The 18,487-nt window shown below is 60.7% G+C and carries 18 protein-coding genes; 6 read left to right on the top strand and 12 right to left on the bottom strand.

Translation table 11 applies throughout. The annotated features are described in order from the left end of the window. Nucleotide 1: 1 nt before the first annotated feature. From ACM6IQ_RS04120 to miaB, 4 genes are all read right to left on the bottom strand, one after another. Complete coding sequence (locus ACM6IQ_RS04120) at nt 2–841, bottom strand: HlyC/CorC family transporter (protein WP_017340984.1); 840 nt, start codon at nt 839–841, stop codon at nt 2–4. A gap of 5 nt (nt 842–846) precedes the next feature. Beyond that, nucleotides 847–1,341, bottom strand: a complete 495-nt coding sequence (gene ybeY, locus ACM6IQ_RS04115) for an rRNA maturation RNase YbeY (protein WP_017340983.1) — start codon at nt 1,339–1,341, stop codon at nt 847–849. Beyond that, nucleotides 1,334–2,338, bottom strand: a complete 1,005-nt coding sequence (locus ACM6IQ_RS04110) for a PhoH family protein (protein WP_031319147.1) — start codon at nt 2,336–2,338, stop codon at nt 1,334–1,336. The genes ybeY and ACM6IQ_RS04110 overlap by 8 nt, the downstream gene beginning before the upstream one ends. A 216-nt stretch (nt 2,339–2,554) precedes the next feature. Next, a complete protein-coding gene (gene miaB, locus ACM6IQ_RS04105) occupies nt 2,555–3,883 on the bottom strand; it encodes a tRNA (N6-isopentenyl adenosine(37)-C2)-methylthiotransferase MiaB (RefSeq protein WP_031319146.1) in 1,329 nt (442 codons plus the stop codon). Between the two features lie 135 nt (nt 3,884–4,018). Between miaB and ACM6IQ_RS04100 the strand changes: the two genes are divergently transcribed. After that, nucleotides 4,019–4,348 carry a DUF1820 family protein gene (locus ACM6IQ_RS04100; RefSeq protein ID WP_007894425.1) on the top strand — a complete coding sequence of 110 codons (330 nt, stop codon included), beginning with the start codon at nt 4,019–4,021 and terminating at the stop codon, nt 4,346–4,348. Between the two features lie 179 nt (nt 4,349–4,527). On the opposite strand, the gene ACM6IQ_RS04095 is transcribed toward ACM6IQ_RS04100, so the two are convergent. From ACM6IQ_RS04095 to ACM6IQ_RS04080, 4 genes are all read right to left on the bottom strand, one after another. Continuing rightward, complete coding sequence (locus ACM6IQ_RS04095) at nt 4,528–5,082, bottom strand: tetratricopeptide repeat protein (RefSeq protein ID WP_017340980.1); 555 nt, start codon at nt 5,080–5,082, stop codon at nt 4,528–4,530. 224 nt (nt 5,083–5,306) lie between these two features. Next, nucleotides 5,307–6,590 carry a glutamate-1-semialdehyde 2,1-aminomutase gene (hemL, locus tag ACM6IQ_RS04090; RefSeq protein ID WP_017340979.1) on the bottom strand — a complete coding sequence of 428 codons (1,284 nt, stop codon included), beginning with the start codon at nt 6,588–6,590 and terminating at the stop codon, nt 5,307–5,309. A gap of 29 nt (nt 6,591–6,619) precedes the next feature. Beyond that, nucleotides 6,620–7,243 (bottom strand): thiamine phosphate synthase, encoded by a 624-nt coding sequence (gene thiE / locus ACM6IQ_RS04085; protein ID WP_017340978.1) that lies wholly within the window; start codon nt 7,241–7,243, stop codon nt 6,620–6,622. Nucleotides 7,244–7,261: 18 nt separating this feature from the next. Continuing rightward, nucleotides 7,262–8,059 (bottom strand): hydroxymethylpyrimidine/phosphomethylpyrimidine kinase, encoded by a 798-nt coding sequence (locus tag ACM6IQ_RS04080; RefSeq protein WP_017340977.1) that lies wholly within the window; start codon nt 8,057–8,059, stop codon nt 7,262–7,264. Between the two features lie 314 nt (nt 8,060–8,373). On the opposite strand from ACM6IQ_RS04080, the gene ACM6IQ_RS04075 reads away from it, so the two are divergent. The 4 genes from ACM6IQ_RS04075 (at nt 8,374) to ACM6IQ_RS04060 (ending at nt 14,779) form a co-directional block, all read left to right on the top strand. Continuing rightward, nucleotides 8,374–10,758 carry a 7TM diverse intracellular signaling domain-containing protein gene (locus ACM6IQ_RS04075; protein ID WP_414878121.1) on the top strand — a complete coding sequence of 795 codons (2,385 nt, stop codon included), beginning with the start codon at nt 8,374–8,376 and terminating at the stop codon, nt 10,756–10,758. 73 nt (nt 10,759–10,831) lie between these two features. Next, entirely contained in the window at nt 10,832–12,478 is a 1,647-nt protein-coding gene (locus tag ACM6IQ_RS04070; RefSeq protein WP_017340975.1) for an acyl-CoA dehydrogenase family protein, read from the top strand. An 88-nt stretch (nt 12,479–12,566) separates the two neighbouring features. Continuing rightward, nucleotides 12,567–14,066: an AMP nucleosidase gene (amn, locus tag ACM6IQ_RS04065; protein ID WP_193393003.1), complete on the top strand. Its 1,500-nt coding sequence runs from the start codon at nt 12,567–12,569 to the stop codon at nt 14,064–14,066. A gap of 71 nt (nt 14,067–14,137) precedes the next feature. Continuing rightward, complete coding sequence (locus tag ACM6IQ_RS04060) at nt 14,138–14,779, top strand: pseudouridine synthase (protein ID WP_017340973.1); 642 nt, start codon at nt 14,138–14,140, stop codon at nt 14,777–14,779. Here the strand turns inward: ACM6IQ_RS04060 and ACM6IQ_RS04055 are convergent. Beyond that, nucleotides 14,774–14,983 (bottom strand): DUF2788 domain-containing protein, encoded by a 210-nt coding sequence (locus ACM6IQ_RS04055; RefSeq protein ID WP_007937369.1) that lies wholly within the window; start codon nt 14,981–14,983, stop codon nt 14,774–14,776. The two genes, ACM6IQ_RS04060 and ACM6IQ_RS04055, sit on opposite strands and share 6 nt — an antisense overlap. 214 nt (nt 14,984–15,197) lie before the next feature. Further along, a complete protein-coding gene (locus ACM6IQ_RS04050) occupies nt 15,198–15,677 on the bottom strand; it encodes an Lrp/AsnC family transcriptional regulator (protein ID WP_007894448.1) in 480 nt (159 codons plus the stop codon). A gap of 438 nt (nt 15,678–16,115) precedes the next feature. On the opposite strand from ACM6IQ_RS04050, the gene ACM6IQ_RS04045 reads away from it, so the two are divergent. Further along, complete coding sequence (locus tag ACM6IQ_RS04045; RefSeq protein ID WP_414878120.1) at nt 16,116–17,144, top strand: DUF6515 family protein; 1,029 nt, start codon at nt 16,116–16,118, stop codon at nt 17,142–17,144. Here ACM6IQ_RS04045 and ACM6IQ_RS04040 read toward each other — a convergent pair. Next, on the bottom strand, nt 17,129–18,037 hold the full coding sequence (locus ACM6IQ_RS04040; protein WP_017340971.1) for a cation diffusion facilitator family transporter: 909 nt from the start codon (nt 18,035–18,037) through the stop codon (nt 17,129–17,131). The two genes, ACM6IQ_RS04045 and ACM6IQ_RS04040, sit on opposite strands and share 16 nt — an antisense overlap. A 29-nt stretch (nt 18,038–18,066) precedes the next feature. Next, nucleotides 18,067–18,486: a hypothetical protein gene (locus tag ACM6IQ_RS04035; protein ID WP_017340970.1), complete on the bottom strand. Its 420-nt coding sequence runs from the start codon at nt 18,484–18,486 to the stop codon at nt 18,067–18,069. Between the last annotated feature and the right edge of the window lies 1 nt (nt 18,487).

Below are 18,487 nucleotides of genomic sequence, written 5' to 3'. Positions count from 1 at the left end.
ATTACCGGGCAATAGGCGTCAGGCGCAGCAAGTGAATCCGACGGCTGTCGGCGTTCAGGATGCGGAAGCGATAGGGGCCGATTTCAGTGATTTCATTGCGTTTCGGCAAGTGCCCGAACGCGCTCATCACGAGGCCACCGACGGTGTCGAACTCGTCGTTGGAGAATTCGCTGTCGAAGAACTCGTTGAAGTTTTCGATCGGCGTCAGGGCCTTGACCAGGAAATCACCGCTGGGAAGAGGCTTGATGTAGCTGTCTTCTTCGACGTCGTGCTCGTCTTCGATGTCGCCGACGATCTGTTCCAGTACGTCTTCGATGGTCACCAGACCCGCCACACCGCCGTACTCATCGATAACGATGGCCATGTGGTTGTGGTTGGCGCGGAACTCGCGCAGCAGCACATTCAGGCGCTTGGACTCGGGCACGAAGGTGGCCGGACGCAGCAGGTCCTTGATGTTGAAGCTGTCGCCGTTCTCCTTGAGGATCAACGGCAGCAAGTCCTTGGCCAGCAGCACGCCCATCACGTCATCGTGGCTTTCGCCGATGACCGGGTAACGGGAGTGGGCCGAGTCGACCACGGCCGGCAAAAACTCGCGGGGTGTCTGGGTCGCCTTGATGCTGATCATCTGCGAGCGCGGGACCATGATGTCCCGTACTTGCAAGTCCGCAACCTGGATGGCGCCTTCGACGATGGCCAGCGCTTCGCTGTCCAGCAACTTGTTTTGGTGCGCATCGCGCAGAAGCTCCAGCAGCTCCTGGCGGTTCTTCGGCTCGTGGGCAAAAGCCTGGGTGAGTTTACCCAGCCATGACTTCTGCCCGTTGCTCGATCGATCTTCGCTCATAGCGATTACTCTGAATCCTTTGTTGTCACGATAGTGGATGTTTCAATTTCGTCGTCCGCGTACGGATCGGGATAGCCCAGTTCGGCAAGCAACGTTCGTTCCAGCGCTTCCATTTCTTCGGCTTCATCGTCATCTATATGGTCGTAACCCAGCAGATGCAAGCAGCCGTGAATGACCAGATGTGCCCAGTGGGCCGTTGGCTCCTTGCCTTGTTCCGCGGCTTCGCGCTCGACCACCGCCACGCAGATCACCAGATCGCCCAGCAGCGGGATATCGAGAAACTCATCAGGCACGTCCGCCGGAAACGACAGCACGTTGGTGGCGTAATCTTTCTGCCGCCAGGTGTGGTTCAGTTCGCGGCCTTCGGCTTCGTCGACCAGGCGAATGGTCATTTCGGAGTCGGCGGTACGCTGGCGCAGGGCCAGTTCGCACCATTGGCGGAACTCGGCTTCGCTGGGGGCGGGCGCTTCAGTCGCGAGTTGCAGATCAAGCTCAAGCATCGCGGCGACTGTCCTTTGGCGTTTCGTCGGCCACGCGATTCTCGAAGCGCTCATAGGCTTCGACGATCCGCTGCACCAGTGGATGGCGCACAACGTCCTTGGGCATGAAATGGGTGAAGCTGATGCCCGGCACGTCTTTCAGCACTTCGATCACATGGTGCAGCCCGGACTTGGTGCCTTTGGGCAGGTCGACCTGGGTGATGTCACCGGTGATGACCGCCGTGGAGCCGAAGCCGATCCGGGTCAGGAACATTTTCATCTGCTCGACGGTGGTGTTCTGGCTTTCGTCGAGGATGATGAAACTGTTGTTCAGCGTGCGACCGCGCATGTAGGCCAGCGGCGCAACTTCGATCACCTGGCGCTCGATCAGCTTGGCGACGTATTCGAAGCCGAGCATTTCGTAGAGTGCGTCGTAGAGCGGGCGCAGGTACGGGTCGATCTTTTGCGACAGGTCGCCCGGCAGGAAGCCGAGTTTTTCGCCCGCTTCAACCGCCGGTCGGACCAGCAGGATGCGCCGGATCTGCTCGCGTTCCAGCGCGTCTACCGCGCAGGCGACGGCCAGGTAGGTCTTGCCGGTACCGGCCGGACCGATGCCGAAGTTGATGTCGTTACCGAGGATTTCCTTCACGTAGCGCAACTGATTCAAGCCACGAGGGCGAATCATGCCTTTCTTGGTGCGCAGGGCCACGGAGGGTTCGGACGGGGAAACGTTGTCCAGCGCTTCGACGGCCGATTCCTGCAGGAACAGGTGAACCACGTCCGGCGACAGCTCGGTACCTTTGGTTTCCCGGTACAGACGGCGCAGGAGGTTTTCCGCGGAGGTGGTGTGTTTGGGGTCGCCGATCAGCTCGAACTGGTTTCCGCGGTTGCGGATCTCGATGGTCAGGCGTTGCTCGATCAAGCGCAGGTGCTCGTCGAACATCCCGCACAGATTGGCGAAGCGGCGAGCCTCAAAGGGCTCGAGGATGAAACGATGTGGTTCTATGGGTGCGTTCAAGGTCGTATTTAGCCGCCCTGGGGCAATTAAGATGAAATCAAGGATAACGCCAGTGAGGCGGGTGCGAAAGCTCTTAAATGGATGCTGAAATTTGACGCCTGAACTGTGGCGAAGGGATTTATCCCCATTGGGCTGTGCAGCAGTCCTGTTTTTGGGGCTGCTGCACAGCCCAATGGGGATAAATCCCCTCGCCACAAAGGTTCTCTGTGACGGGGGTTACTGGATCAGCGAACCCCGCAGCGAGTGCGGTTGCGCCGCATCGATGTGCACATCGGCGAATTGGCCGATCAGGGTTGGATTGTCGCAGCGGAAGTTGACGATCCGGTTATTCTCGGTCCGGCCTTGCAGCTCGCCGGGGTCTTTTTTCGAGTAATCGGTGACCAGAATCCGCTGGATCGAACCGACCATTTGTCGGCTGATCTCGAAACCCTGCTGGTTCAGGCGATGTTGCAGGGCGTTCAGTCGTTCTTTTTTCAGCTCTTCCGGCGTTTCGTCGGCCAGATCGGCCGCCGGCGTGCCCGGGCGCTGGCTGTAGACAAACGAATAGGAGAAGTCGAAACCGACGTCTTCGATCAGCTTCATGGTTTGTTCGAAGTCTTTTTCGGTCTCGCCGGGGAAGCCGACGATAAAGTCCGAGCTGATGCAGATCCCTGGCACGGCCGCGCGCAACTTGCGCAGTTTGGATTTGTATTCCAGCGCGGTGTGGTTGCGCTTCATCGCCGAAAGAATGCGGTCCGAACCGGATTGCACCGGCAGGTGCAGGTGCTTCACCAGCTCCGGCACTTCGGCGTGAGCCTGGATCAGGCTGTCGGAGAACTCGAGCGGATGGGACGTGGTGTAGCGAATCCGATCGATGCCATCGACAGCCGCGACGACACGAATCAACTCGGCCAGATCCGCGAGGCGACCGTCGTGGGTGGTGCCGCGATAGCCGTTGACGTTCTGGCCCAACAACGTCACTTCCCGCACGCCGTTTTCAGCGAGGTGGATGATTTCGGCAATCACGTCATCGAACGGTCGGCTGACTTCTTCGCCGCGGGTGTAGGGCACTACGCAGAACGTGCAGTATTTGCTGCAGCCTTCCATGACCGAGACGTAAGCGCTCGGGCCATCGATGCGCGGCTCCGGCAAATGGTCGAATTTTTCGATTTCCGGGAACGAGACGTCCACTTGCGGCAATTTGGTGGCGCGGGCGGCGTCGATCATTTCCGGCAGGCGGTGCAGTGTTTGCGGACCGAAGACCACGTCGACATAAGGAGCGCGATCGCGGATGGCGGCGCCTTCCTGACTGGCGACACAACCGCCGACGGCAATCACCATCTCCGGGTTCGCCAGTTTCAGTTCACGCCAGCGGCCGAGCTGGGAATACACCCGGTCCTGGGCGCGTTCGCGGATCGAACAGGTGTTGAGCAGGATCACGTCGGCGTCTTCAGCGCGAGCGGTGACTTCCAGGGCCTGGTGTTCGCCCAGCAGATCGACCATGCGCGAGCTGTCGTACTCGTTCATCTGGCAACCGTGGGTTTCGATGTAAAGCTTCTTGGCCATGGATACAGTCATCACGTGATTCAAAGAACCGCGCATTATAGGGAACATGCTCCAAGGTTCCTACCGCTGTGCGTCCGGTGGCTATGCTATAGTTCGCGCCCTCATTTTTATCCCCCGATGTGTTGCTCGCCCACCATGACCAAACGTGAAGCTCCAATCTACAAGGTGATTTTCCTCAACCAGGGCCAGGTGTACGAAATGTACGCCAAGCAGATCTATCAAAGTGATCTGTGGGGCTTCCTGGAAGTGGAAGAGTTCGTCTTTGGCGAGCGCACGCAAGTGGTCGTCGACCCGAGCGAAGAGAAGCTCAAGGCTCAGTTCGAAGGTGTCGTGCGCAGTTTTGTGCCGATGCATTCGATCGTGCGCATCGACGAAGTCGAGCGTCTTGGCACGCCGAAAATCAGCGAAGCCCGCGGCGCGGTCGGCAATGTCATGCCGTTTCCGATGCCGATGCCGGAGAAGTAAGCAGGAAAGCTTTTGAAATGAACTGGGTTGTTTGTGGCGAGGGAGCTTGCTCCCGCTGGGGCGCGAAGCGGCCCTAAACTCTGCAAACACCGTTTTTCTGATTCACCGCATTGTTTGACGTTACGACTGCTGCGCAGCCGAGCGGGAGCAAGCTCCCTCGTCACAGGGGCCTGCGTCAATCAGGGCAGTGGCGAAAACGGTGTACGCCCATCGGCGCTTTGCAATTCCATCAGGTACTTGCGGAAGATCTGCCCAAGCACCTGAGTCGCTACCTCAAGTTCTTCACGCGGCATCTTCTCGGCGACTTCGTCCGCAGTATCCAGCGCTTCTTCCGCCCCATTGACCGCGGCCATTTTCAGCACGATATACGCCTGGACGTTATTGGCCGGTACGCCTTCGCCGTGGAAGAACATGGTGCCGAGTTTGAATTGCGCCTGGGCATGGCCTTGCAGCGAGGCCTTTTCGAAGTAATCCAGGGCTTTCTTGAGGTCGCGCGGGGTGTTTTTGCCGTCGTAGTAGAACTCACCCAACTCGTATTGCGCTTGCGCATCCCCGTCATCCGACGCTTTCTGGCAGGCGGCGAGCGCCTGTTCCAGGTCTTGCGGCTGGGTATTGAGGGTGCAGCGACCCATCGCTGGGATTAACAACGAGTTGCCGCCTGCTTGTGCGAGCGCGAGCAGGGGCTGAAGGAGCAACAGGCAGCCCAATGCAAGGGCGCGGCCGGTGCGGTTCATGGGAATCGACTTACCTCTGAGGGGCGCGCGGACCCATCGAGGGATCCAATAAGCGCGCATTATGAAATAAGCAGGGCCAACCTTACAAAGTCTTTACTCGTTTTTCTGCTGCGCGGGGAATATATCGCCCGGTTTACGGGGGATTATCGGCAGATGAGTAAGAAAAGACGCTGGAATGTAGGCAAAAGCTGACGCTGGCAATCGCCAACGTCAGCGGCTCAGCATTATTTCAGTGCGGCAAATGCGCGCTCGGCGGCATCCAGTGTCAGTTTCAACTCGGTTTCGCCGTGGGCAATCGAGGTGAAGCCGGCTTCGAATGCACTCGGCGCGAGGTACACGCCGCCTTCGAGCATCAGGTGGAAGAAACGGCCGAACAGCTTCGCGTCGCTGGCCATCACATCATCAAACGTGACGATGTCGTCGGCGCCGCTGAAGTACAGGCCGAACATGCCGCCGGCCTGCGTGGTCACGAACGGAATGCCAGCAGCATCGGCGCGCTGTTGCAGGCCATCGAGCAGGCGGCTGGTGTAGTCGCTCAGTTCGGCGTGGAAGCCGGGGCGGCTGATCAGGCGCAAAGTCGTCAGACCGGCCGCCATCGCCAGCGGGTTACCCGACAAGGTGCCCGCCTGATAAACCGGACCCAGTGGCGCGATGTGCGACATGATTTCGCGTTTGCCGCCGAAGCAGCCAACCGGCATGCCGCCACCGATGATCTTGCCGAACGTGGTCAGGTCTGGCGTGACGCCGTAATGCGCTTGAGCACCGCCGAGAGCGACGCGGAAACCGGTCATCACTTCGTCGAAAATCAGCACCACGCCGTGCTTGTCGCACAGGGTCCGCAGGCCTTCGAGGAAGCCCGGCGCCGGCGGTACGCAGTTCATGTTGCCGGCCACCGGCTCGACGATGATGCAGGCCACGTCCTGGCCGACTTCGGCGAGCATGGTTGCCACGGCGTCGATGTCGTTGAACGGCAGGGTCAGGGTGTGCTTGGCAAAGGAGGCCGGTACGCCGGCCGAGCTCGGCACGCCTTGGGTCAAGGCGCCGGAACCGGCCTTGACCAGCAGGCTGTCAGAGTGACCGTGGTAGCAGCCTTCGAACTTGATGATGCTGTCGCGGCCGGTAAAACCGCGGGCCAGGCGAATCGCGCTCATGGTCGCTTCGGTGCCGGAGCTGACCATGCGCACCATTTCCATCGACGGCACGATCGAGCAGACCAGGTCGGCCATTTCGGTTTCCATCTCGGTCGGGGCCCCGTACGACAAGCCGTGCTCCAGCTGTTTGCGTACCGCGTCCAGCACGTCCGGATGGCTGTGGCCGAGGATCATCGGGCCCCAGGAGCCGACGTAATCCACATAGCGCTTGTTGTCTTCGTCGGTGACGTAGGCGCCTTCCGCGTGTTTGAAGAACAACGGCGTGCCACCCACGCTCTTGAATGCGCGAACAGGCGAGTTCACGCCACCGGGAATGTGTTTCTGGGCATTGGCAAACAGGGTTTCGGAACGAGACATGATGGGACTCTCAAATCAGACTTTTAAGGCTACTTGGAAAGCAGGGCATTAAAGGCGCGGGCGCGACGGGTGACTTCCGCCGTGCTTTCGGCACCAAACAGGCCGTGGACCACCGCCAGCAGATCGACCCCGTGGGCCACCAGTGGCGCAGCGTTGTCCAGGGTGATGCCGCCGATTGCGCAGATCGGCAGGTGCAGTTTGCTGCGGGCCTGATCGAGCAACTCAAGGCTGCAGGTCGGTGCGCCGGGTTTGGTATTGGAGTTGAAGAAACGGCCGAAGGCGACGTAGCTGGCGCCTTCCTTGGCGGCTTGTTCGGCGAGTTCGAGTTGCGCGTGGCAGGTTGAACCGATGATCGCCTGGCGACCCAGCAGCGCACGGGCCGGGGTCAGCGGGCCATCGGTCTGGCCCAGGTGCACGCCGACGTTCAGGCGCGCAGCCAGCTCGGCGTCGTCATTGATGATCAACTGAGTCTTGTAGCGTTCGCACAGATCGCGCAGGGTTTCGGCCTCTCGCAAGCGGCGGGCCTCGTCGCTGCTCTTGTCGCGGTATTGCAGCAGGGTGACGCCGCCTTCCAGTGCGGCTTCCACGTACGACAGGAATTTACCGGCCAGCAACTGGCTATCGGTAATGGCGTAAAGGCCACGTAGTTTCATCGGACATGCCTCATGGCGTTACGAACAGAAATCCAGTGGCAGGCGGCGCGGCACGAACTGACCTTTGCCCAGCTGCTCTGCATCGCGCAGGGTGCGCCACGTGTAGTTAAGCGCGGTCTGCACGGCGCTGACGAGGTTTTCACCCTGGGCCAGACGACCGGCGAGGGCGCTGGCCAGTGTGCAACCGGAACCGTGGTAACTGCCGGGCAAGCGCTGGCAGGTGAAAGTTTCGCGACCACCGTCGCGGCTGTACAGGCGATTGTGGATTTCATCTTCATCGCCATGGCCGCCGGTGATCAGCAGGTGTTTGACGTAGGGCAGGAGTTTTTCAGCGCACTCGTCCGCGGTGCCTTCGGGCAGTTCGGCGAGGATGCGGGCTTCGGGAAGGTTAGGGGTGGCGATGATGGCCAAAGGCAGCAGGCGTTCGCGCATGGCGTAGCCGACTTCATCCTTGCCCAGTCGTCCGCCACCGCCGGCGCGCAGCACCGGGTCACAGACCATCGGCAAGTGCGGGTGCGCCTGCAGCAGTTCGACGACGGTGTCGACCATTTCCAGGGAGCCGAGCATGCCCAGTTTGACGGCAGCGACTTCGGAATCGTTGAGCACGGCGTTGGCCTGAGCCAGCACCCACTCTCGGTCGAGGACGCGGAAGTCAGTGACATTGACCGTGTCTTGCACGGTCAGGGCGGTGACGGCCGGGGCCGCATGACAACCCTGGGCAAGCAGGGCTTCGATATCTGCCTGCAAGCCGGCGCCACCACTTGGGTCGTGGCCGGAGAGACAGAGGACAACGGGGCGAGAGCTGTAGATATTCATGGTGCGCGAGCTTACCACCAAACATCGATTTTCGGGTGCAGTGCCCGCCAGTCCTGCCGATAGAGAGTCATGGGCTGGCAATGCCACTTGCCGGGATTGTCAGAATCTGACCGAGCAAACAGCTCTGGCTCAATGTGTTCCGCTGGAACGCCCGTACTAGAGCCTTTGCAGGAAATATTTCAATGGTGTTCAATGGCCATCAACGGCTATGCTAGAGTGGATCCAAACCAATAACAGGTAATACCGGTTTTACGTCTACTCAAAGGGAATGAGGGGCTTCCTGAGATAACCGGACAGGCCACGCTGGGGCTTAAATGCGCTATTTGCTGATGTTGCTGTTTTGCTTGCCCCTTATGGCGAGCGCAGTCGAATTCGATGAATTCACTCAAAGCCTGCCCTTGGGCCGAACCCTGCAAGTGTTCGAAGATGCCGATGGTCAGGCGACCATCGACGATATCCGTGCGCAAGCGGCGGCCGGACACTTCAAGCCCCACGATAAAGCCACCCTCAACGCCGGCTACTCGCGTTCGGTGTTCTGGCTGAAAATCGACTTGAATTACCGCCCGACCAACCCCGCGACCCAACGGACGTGGTTGCTGGAGCTGGCCTATCCTCCCCTCGATCACCTTGACCTGTACTTGCCCGATGCTGCCGGTGCCTATCGATTGGCCCGTCAGACCGGCGATGCCTTGCCGTTCGACAGTCGCGAAATTCGCCAGAACAACTATTTGTTCGATCTGAACTTCACCCCGGACCAACCGCAAACCCTGTACCTGCGCCTGCAGAGCGAAGGGTCGATCCAGGCGCCGGTCACGTTGTGGTCGAGCACGGCATTCCTTGAAGAACAGCCGGTGCGGCTCTACGTGCTGGGCCTGATTTACGGCGTGTTGCTGGGGATGCTGGTCTACAACCTGTTCATCTACCTCAGCGTGCGCGACACCAGCTACCTCTATTACATCTTCTACATTGCCTCGTTCGGGCTGTATCAACTGTCAGTGAACGGCGCGGCCGTGCAATATTTCTGGCCGAACAATCCCTGGTGGGCCAACGCCGCGACGCCGTTCTTCATCGGTTGTGCGGGGCTGTTCGGCAGTCAGTTCGCCCGCAGCTTCCTGCAAACGGCGACCCTCAATCGCTGGCTCGATCGCTTGCTGCTGGCGTTGATTGCATTCGGGGCGGTGGTCGTCGGGTTGTCGTTGATGACCAGTTACGCCCTGGCCTTGCGTCTGGCGACGACGCTGGCCCTGACGTTCACCGTGGTGATTTTCGCCGCGGGGTTTTTCGCCTGGTGGCGCGGCCTGCGGGTGGCGCGGTATTTCATCATCGCCTGGTCGGCGTTTTTGCTCGGCGGCATCATCAACACGCTGATGGTGCTGGGTTACCTGCCGAACGTGTTCCTGACCATGTATTCCAGCCAGATCGGCTCGGCCATCGAAGTGGCCCTGTTGTCCCTGGCCCTGGCCGACCGCATCAACGCCATGCGCGAGCAACAGGCGCAGACCTTGTTCGATGCCGGGCAAAAACTCGAAGTGCTCAACCAGCAACTGGCGCACAGCAACAAGCTCAAGGATGAATTCCTCGCCACGCTGACCCACGAATTGCGCACACCCATGAACGGTGTGATCGGTTCGCTGGAATTGATGCAAACCGTCGAGATGGACCCGGAACTGGAGCAATACCAGCAAACGGCCGCCGGTTCGGCGCGAGACATGATGCGCATGGTCAACGGCATCCTCACCCTGACCGAATTGCAGGCCGGCAAGCTCAAGGCCAATGCGTCCCCCTTCAGTTTGCGCAGTGTGGTCGATGCCCTGCGGGTGCAGTTCGAAGGCAATGCGTCAGGCAAGTCACTGGACTTCAAGGTTGACCTCGCGCCAGGCCTGCCGGACCGTTTGCACGGCGATAACATCAAGTTGGCGCAATGCCTGGAATGCCTGCTGGACAACGCCATCAAGTTCACTCGTGTGGGCGGCGTGGCGTTGCGGGTCACGGGTAAACCCGTAGGCCCCGACCGGGTGGCACTGTCCTTTGCAGTGATCGACACCGGTATCGGCTTCACCGATTTGGGCGAGGCGACGCTGTACCAGCGCTTTTTCCAGCTCGACGGCTCGATGACCCGGGAATACGGCGGTCTGGGCGTCGGCCTGGCGATCTGTCGGCAACTGGTCGACTTGCTTGGCGGGCATCTGACTCACCGCTCTGAGCCCGGTCGTGGCAGTCGCTTCCAGCTCGACGTCGAGTTTGAGTTGCCAGTGGTAGAGCGAGTCTCAACGCCCATGATGACGCGGGAGTTCCCGCGTCTGCGCCTGCCGCAGGACTGCACCGTGCTGCTGGTGGATGAAAACAGCATTAATCAGCTGGTGATGCGCGGCATGTTGCTCAAGCTCGGGTTCCGGGTGCGAACGGCCGACATTGGCGTGGCCGCGCTGGATCTCTTGCAGCGTGAAACCTTTGATGCCGTGCTGATCGATGGCCAATTGCCGTCGCTGGATGGCGCGTCACTGTGCTGCCAGATCCGTGCGCTGCCGGGCTGCGAGCAATTGCCGGTGTTCATGATTGCCTTGAGCGCTGATCGGGAACGCTGCCCAACGGGTGCCTTGATTGATCACCTGAGCAAGCCGGTGAAATTCGAAGACTTGCAGGCTGCCCTTTATCGTCGGGTGCTCTGTCCAGAACAAGGCGAAAGCGCCGACAGTTAGGCGGATATGCCACTTTGTTCGGCCTCGGGGCAGTGATTAACTGAATCCCTTGGCTGACCAAAGGAGCCCCGTCATGAACCTGCATCAGTTCGCCGAAACCCACGAAGTCACCAACCAGCCACCGTCGCTGGACGGCACTAACCTGTATCGCATCGATTTGCCGTTGCAGGAGTGGTCGCGGCGTTTCGGGGCCGGTTGGGCCGAATCGCGGATCGACGCCTATGGCGCGCTGGCCGGCGGGCCGCTGATGGACGCGGGGTTTCTGGCCAACCAGAACAAGCCGGTGTTCAGCAGTCACGACCGTTATGGTCATCGCATCGACCTGGTGGAGTTTCACCCGGCGTATCACGAACTGATGCGCACGGCGATCGAACACGGGCTGACGTCGCTGCCCTGGGCGCATCCGCAGTCCGGCGCTCACGTTGCCCGCGCCGCCATGACCTACCTGCACAGCCAGGCCGAAGCCGGCAGCGGTTGCCCGCTGACCATGACGTTCGCCAGCGTCCCGGCGATGCGCCTGCAACCGGATCTGGCCGAGCAGTGGCTGCCTAAAATCCTCGCCACCGAATACGACCCGCGCAACGTCGGCATGGCGCATAAGGCCGGCGTCACCATCGGCATGGCCATGACCGAGAAGCAGGGCGGCACCGATGTGCGGGCCAACACCACCAAGGCGTATCCGGTCGGTGCCGGCGGTCCGGGGCAGGCCTATGAACTGGTGGGCCACAAGTGGTTCTGTTCCGCGCCGATGTGCGATGCGTTCCTGACCCTGGCGCAGACCGACAAGGGTTTGACCTGTTTCCTGCTGCCGCGCCATCGTCCGGACGACACGCGCAATCAGTTCTACATCCAGCGCCTGAAGAACAAACTCGGCAATTGCTCCAACGCGTCCAGTGAAGTCGAATTCCGCGGTGCACTGGCGTGGATGGTCGGTGAAGAAGGGCGCGGCGTTCCGACCATCATTGAAATGGTGGCCATGACCCGCTTCGATTGCATGGTCGGTTCCAGCTCGTTGATGCGCCAGGCGTTGACCCAGGCCAGTCATCACTGCGCTCATCGCAGGGTTGGCGGCAAGCGGCTCAGTGAACAACCGTTGATGCAGAACGTGCTCGCCGATCTCGCGCTGGAAAGCGAAGCAGCCCTGGCGTTGAGCCTGCGCATGGGCAAGGCGCTGGATCATCTGGACGATGAACATGAAGCGAAATTCGCCCGTCTGGTGACAGCGGTGGGCAAGTACTGGATCTGCAAACGCGCGCCCGCCATGATCAACGAAGCCGCCGAGTGCATGGGCGGCGCGGGTTATGTCGAAGACAGCATCCTGCCGCGTTTGTACCGTGAGGCGCCGGTCAATTCGACGTGGGAAGGTTCCGGCAACGTGCAATGCCTGGACGTCCTGCGGGCGCTGTCGAAAGAACCGGGTGTGCTCGACGTGCTGTTCAGCGAGTTGGGCGATGGTCATGGCGACAAACGCCTGGCGGCGCACATCAGCCAATTGCAGGCCGCTTTCAAGGACACCAGCGACATTCAGTATCGTGCCCGCCAGCTCACCGAAGACATTGCCTTGGGGCTGCAGGCCAGGTTGTTGCTGGAGGCGGGCAACTCGGCGGTCAGCGATGCCTTTATCGCCAGTCGTCTGAATGGCGGCGGCCGAGTGTACGGTGCGTTGCCTCGGGGATTGGATGTGGAAGCGATCGTCGCCCGGTCAACCCCGCTTTTGTAAACATCACGGACTCAATGTAGGAGCATGGTGAACCTGGTGTCTGTGTATCAACACGCCACTGTTCCCGTGACGCGACGATGCAGGCAAGATGAAGACCTGCAAGTCAGAACACAGGATGCTGATCGTGACCGAAGCTTTTGTTGTCGTTCAAACCGCCGAGGAAGCCGTGGACCGGCTTGCTCACCTGCACAATCGTGCCACCACCGCGCTGAACCAGGCGCTCAAGCGTTATCTCAAGGATCGAGTTGAACCGGACGCCGAACAGCGTGCGATGTTTCGTTATCCTGAACTGCGTCTGACCTACCATTGCCAAGGCGAAGTCCCACAAACCACCCGTGCCTACGCCAAGGTGCAATTGCCGGGGACTTACAGCGTCACCGTCACCCATCCGGCGGCTTTCCGCAAATACCTGCTGGAGCAACTCGTACCGTTGATGCACGACTTCACCGTGACCGTGGAAGTCGGCATCAGCCAGCAGAACATTCCTTACCCCTACGTGGTCGAGCAGGGCGATGAGCTAGCCGGTTCCGGCGTGACCGCTGCCGTGCTGGCGCGGGTGTTCCCGAGCACCGACCTGTCTGCCGCCACCGATGGCATCGCTGACGGTCTGTACGATTGGGAAAACACCGATCCGCTGCCGCTGGCCCTGTTCGATGCGGCGCGGGTGGATTTCTCTCTGCGCCGCCTGGTGCATTACACCGGCAGCGACTGGCGCCATGTGCAACCGTGGATTCTACTGACCAACTACCACCGCTACGTTGACCAGTTCATCGTTCATGGCCTGGAGCAGTTGCGCAGCGACCCGCGTTTCGTGCGTATGGTGTTACCGGGCAACGTGATCATCGAAAAGAGCATGGACCACGGTGAAGCCTCGGCGATTGCGGCCGGTGTGGTTTGGCACCGCTATCAGATGCCGGCCTATCACCTGATCGCCAGTGACGGTCATGGTGTGACCCTGGTGAACATCGGCGTCGGCCCGTCCAACGCCAAGAACATCACCGACCATTTGGCGGTGCTGCGTCCGCATTGCTGGCTGATGATCGGTCATTGCGGTGGTTTGCGTCAGTCGCAGACCATTGGCGACTACGTGTTGGCTCACGCCTACATGCGCCGCGACGGGATTCTCGACCGGGTCGTGCCGCCGAACATTCCGATTCCTGCCCTGGCCGAAGTGCAGATGGCGTTGCAGCAAGCGGCCGCCAACATCACCGGCGAGAAGGGCGACGAGCTGAAAAAACGCCTGCGCACCGGCACCGTGCTGACCTACGACGACCGTAACTGGGAGTTGCGCTGGGCCCAGGAGCGTCCGCTGATCAACCTGTCCCGCGCCGTGGCGGTGGACATGGAAAGCGGCACCATCGCCGCCCAGGGTTATCGCTTGCGGGTGCCGTACGGCACGTTGCTCTGTGTCTCGGACAAACCGCTGCACAGCGAAATCAAGCTGCCGGGTTCGGCCAACGCCTTCTATGAGCGCGCGGTCAGCCAGCACTTGAAGATCGGTATCGAGGCGGTGGACCTGTTGCGCACCGAACTCAACTCGTTGCACTCGCGCAAGCTGCGCAGCTTCGACGAGCCGCCGTTCCGGTAACGGTTGTCATGGTCATTTGGCGGTCGGGGCACTAGCATTAGCAGCCCTGACCGTTAGATGTTCTCTTCGCCATGTCCCGTCCTCAACGTCCCGTTTCCCGCCGCCCTGGCGTGAAGCCTGCGCCATCTTCATCAGCCCCGCGCCGTGTCGCCAAAGCGCCACCGGCCGAGCCGAAGCTGATCCTGTTCAACAAACCCTTCGATGTGCTGACGCAATTCAGCGACGGCGAAGGGCGGGCGACGCTCAAGGACTACATCGAGATCCCCGGGATCTACCCGGCGGGACGCCTGGACCGTGACAGTGAAGGCTTGCTGTTGCTGACCAACGACGGCCAGCTTCAGGCGCGGATTGCCGATCCCAAACACAAACTGGCCAAGACCTATTGGGTGCAAGTGGAGGGCGAGCCGAGCGCTGAGCAGTTGCAGCGTTTGCGCGAGGGTGTCGAACTGAATGACGGCATGACCTTGCCCGCCGAAGCGCGGCAACTGGATGAGCCAGAGCTGTGGCCACGCAACCCGCCGGTGCGCTTTCGCAAAAGCGTGCCGACCAGTTGGCTGGAACTGGTGATTCGCGAGGGGCGTAACCGTCAGGTCCGGCGCATGACCGCGGCGGTCGGCTTGCCGACGTTGCGCCTGGTGCGGGTCAGGATCGGGGACTGGTCGATCGAAGGGCTCGATCAGGGCCAGTGGAAAGAAGTGCCGGCGCGCTTATAACGTCCCGGATTCGATCAGGCCGATTACCACGCTTTTGATCACGAACGCGGCCACGCCCAGGCCGAGTACGAAGAACAGGATGAACGAGCCAAAGCGCCCGGCCTTGGATTTTTTCGCCAGATCCCAGACGATGAAACCCATGAAAATGATCAGAATGCTGACCAGTCCGGTCATCATCCACTCTTCGAATACGGCAGGATCCATCAGGCAACTCCAGCGCGGGCGGGGCTAAAAGGCGCTGGAGTATACGGCATGGGAGAGTAGTGGAGGTGTGGGCTGCGGCGGTGTGTCGCACTGGTGGCGAGGGAGCTTGCTCCCGCCGGGGCGCGAAGCGGCCCCCGAATTTTATCTGTCACACTGTGTTGTCTGGTTTTACGACCGCTGCGCGGCCGAGCGGGAGCAAGCTCCCTCGCCACAATTAGCTGCGCAGATGAGTCAGCGGCAGTTCAGTGCTGTTCAACACCTGATTCAACACAAAACTCGAGCGCACACTCGTCACCCCTTCAATCCGGGTCAGATGCCCCAACAGCAATTTCTGGTAGTGGTCCATGTCCGGCACCACCACCTTGAGCTGATAGTCCGCATCCATGCCCGTGACCAGGCTGCATTCCAGCACTTGCGGCAACGTGCGAATGGCCGCTTCAAAGTTCTCGAACCGCTCCGGTGTGTGTCGGTCCATGCCGATCAGCACATAGGCGGTCAGGCTCAAGCCGAGCATCTTGCGGTCCAGCAGCGCCACCTGGCGGGTGATGTAACCGTCGTCCTCCAGTTGCTTGACCCGGCGCGAACACGGTGAAGGCGACAGGCCGATGCGTTCGGCCAGCTCCTGGTTGGAGATGCGCGCGTCACGCTGCAATTCCGCCAAAATGCTCAGGTCGTATCGGTCGAGTTTGCTCATCAATCAGGCCTTTGTCATATCAATTGCGGCAGATTATCTATCCAGGGTTAAAAATTGCGCAAGTCATGTTTATTTGAGCAATCTTCGCAATCATCTGTCGCCGCTGCAGGCCTATTCTTATCACCAGAATCACTGCTCGGACAAACAGTCCACAGCGGCTCGCCCAATCAGGCCTGCCGCGGCCGCCACCCCCACCGGGGATGTGCCGGCCCCCGAGCTGCACACTGTCCAGAAGACGGCGTGAGGTGAGCCGACGTCATAAGCGTCGAGCACGGACGAAGTTCTCAAAGGGAGGCCGACGGGTCTCCCTTTTCTTTTGCGTGCAATTTATCGCCGGCTTCCCTCAATAAATAAGTTTCGCGACTGATAACCTGTTGCAGAACCGGCCTGTGCTTTCCCAGTCTTACGTACAGGCCCTAACCCGCAGTGAGGAAAAGCATGAAGTCGCGCATCTGGCGTTTGGCCGGTGTTGGTTTGCTGTGTGTCAGTGTCACTGCGCAATCGCTGGCCGATGAGCCGCAGAACCGTGGTCCCGACAATGGGCAACGCGGCGACGGCCATCAGGGCAACAATCAGGGGCATGGCGGCAACAATCAACCACGCCCGCAGAACAACGAGATCATTCGCGGCGACAACAGTCGCCAGTTCGAGCAAAACGGGCAGCCGCGCAATGGCAGCCAGTGGCAAAACAATCAGCCTCGAGACAATCAGCCTCGCGACTTCAACAACCCGGTTCGGCCACCGCCGCCGCCACCCCAATTGCCGGCCAACGACCTGCCGATCCAGGGGCGGCCCGATACCGTGCGCCAGACCCAGCCGCCACAGCGTGGTTACTACAATGACGTGCCGCGGCGTAACGACAACAACCCGCACTGGCAGAACAACGGCCCGCGTCCCGATGATCATCGCTGGGCCGGTCGCCCGGACGGGCACGGTAATGGTTGGGGGCCAGGGCCGCAGTATCGTCCCGGTCATGTGATCGACCGCTTCCCCGACCGCGACTACCGCGTGCCCTATCGGGGCCAGGATTATTTCTACTCCGGCGGCTACTGGTACCGGCCGCTGGGCCCGCGTTATGTGGTGGTGCAGCCGCCACGCGGGATTCGCGTCGGCTACCTGCCGGATTACGCCCGCGAAGTGTGGATTGGTGGTGCGCTGTTGTTCCTCGCGGCCGGTTCGTATTACGCCTACCAGGAAACGACTCAGGATTACGTGGTGGTCGAGCCGCCCGTGCAACCGCAGCCGCAACCGGTCAGCAATGGTTATGACGTGGTGGCCTATCCGGCCAACGGTCAGTCGCCGGAGCAGGTCAATCAGGACGGGTACGAGTGCTATCAATATGCGGTGCAGCAGAGCGGTTTCGATCCGCGCACGGCCACCTATCAACCGGACCCGTCGGTGGTGCAAGCCTACCGTCAGGCCCAGGGTAACTGCCTGAGCAGCCGCGGGTATCAGGTGAGTTTCTGATTCTCCCCGGCGACGTTCACCACTTCCTGCGGGTCGGCGTGCACCAGTACTTCGGCTCGCGGGTAAGCGGCATGAATCGCATCCGCCGCCTGATCGCTGATGCCGTGGGCGACTGACAGGGTCAGCTCCCCCGGCAATTCCAAATGCAATTGCACGAACCACTGGTTGCCGGAAACCCGTGTGCGCAGGTCATGCGCACCCAATACGCCCGGAACGCTACAGGCCAGTTCGAGCATGTGCTGGCTCACATCCTGCGGCAGCTCCTCATCCATCAACACCGTAAAACTTTCCCGGGCGATCTGAATGGCGCTCCAGAGGATGTAAGCGGCAATCCCCAATCCAAACCACGCATCCACCTGATGCCAGCCATACCCGGCCAGCACTAGCGCGACCAGAATGCTGCCATTGAGCAGCAGGTCCGAACGGTAATGCAGGGAGTCGGCGCGCACGGCGTTGGAACCGGTGGCCTTGACCACCCGATGCTGCAACATCAGCAACGCCAGCGTCAGCGCCAGAGAGAACACAATCACGCCGATGCTGATCCACGGCGCACCCACCGGTTCCGGATGCTTGAGCCGGTCAAAAGCCTGCAGGGCTATCAGCACTGCACTGCCGCCAATGAACAACGCCTGCGCCATGCCCGCCAGTGACTCGGCCTTGCCATGCCCGTAACGGTGATCGTCGTCGGCAGGGCGCAAGGCGTAATGCACCGCCAGCAGGTTGAGCAGCGAGGTAACGCCGTCGAGGACGGAGTCGGTCAGCCCGGCGAGCATGCTGACCGAACCGCTCAGCCACCAGGCGATGCCTTTGGCGACGATCAACGTGCACGCCACCGCCACCGAGGCACGGGTCGCCAGCCGCAACAGGCGGGCGTGTTCGGAGCTGGAAATCATAGGTACGGCTATTCCTTCATGTGTACCGATTACGCGGCAGGTTGCAGGCCGAGCAGGGCCAGTTGCTGGGTGCTGCCCTTGTGCTGGATCAGGCGTGGGTCATCCAGCGGGAAGCTGCGGCCCAGCTCGGTTTCCAGAATAGTCTGCAACTTGTGGGTGTCGACCTTGCCGTCGGCGCCGATGGCTTCCTTGAGTTTTTCCGGCGCCACCTGCGCGGTTTCGCCCGGTGCGTAGTAGATCGCGCCGGTGGCGAAGTCGACCGCAAACGCGATCAGGCCGGGAATGATGTAGAACAGCAGGCCCACGGCATCCAGCGCGGCGATGGCCGGGTCGATCTTGCCGTCGATCTGCCCGCGACGATCAGGGTAGAAAATCGATCCGCAAGCCGTTACCTGGGTCAGCAGGGTTGCAACCAATACACCGCCAATCAAGCGAAAGGGAACACGCATA

It is taken from the genome of Pseudomonas sp. IT-P100 (assembly GCF_949767185.1).
GTDB classification, from domain to species: Bacteria; Pseudomonadota; Gammaproteobacteria; order Pseudomonadales; family Pseudomonadaceae; genus Aquipseudomonas; species Aquipseudomonas fluorescens_B.
Note: the sequence above shows the minus strand (reverse complement) of the source record. Positions and strands in the feature narration are given on the sequence as shown.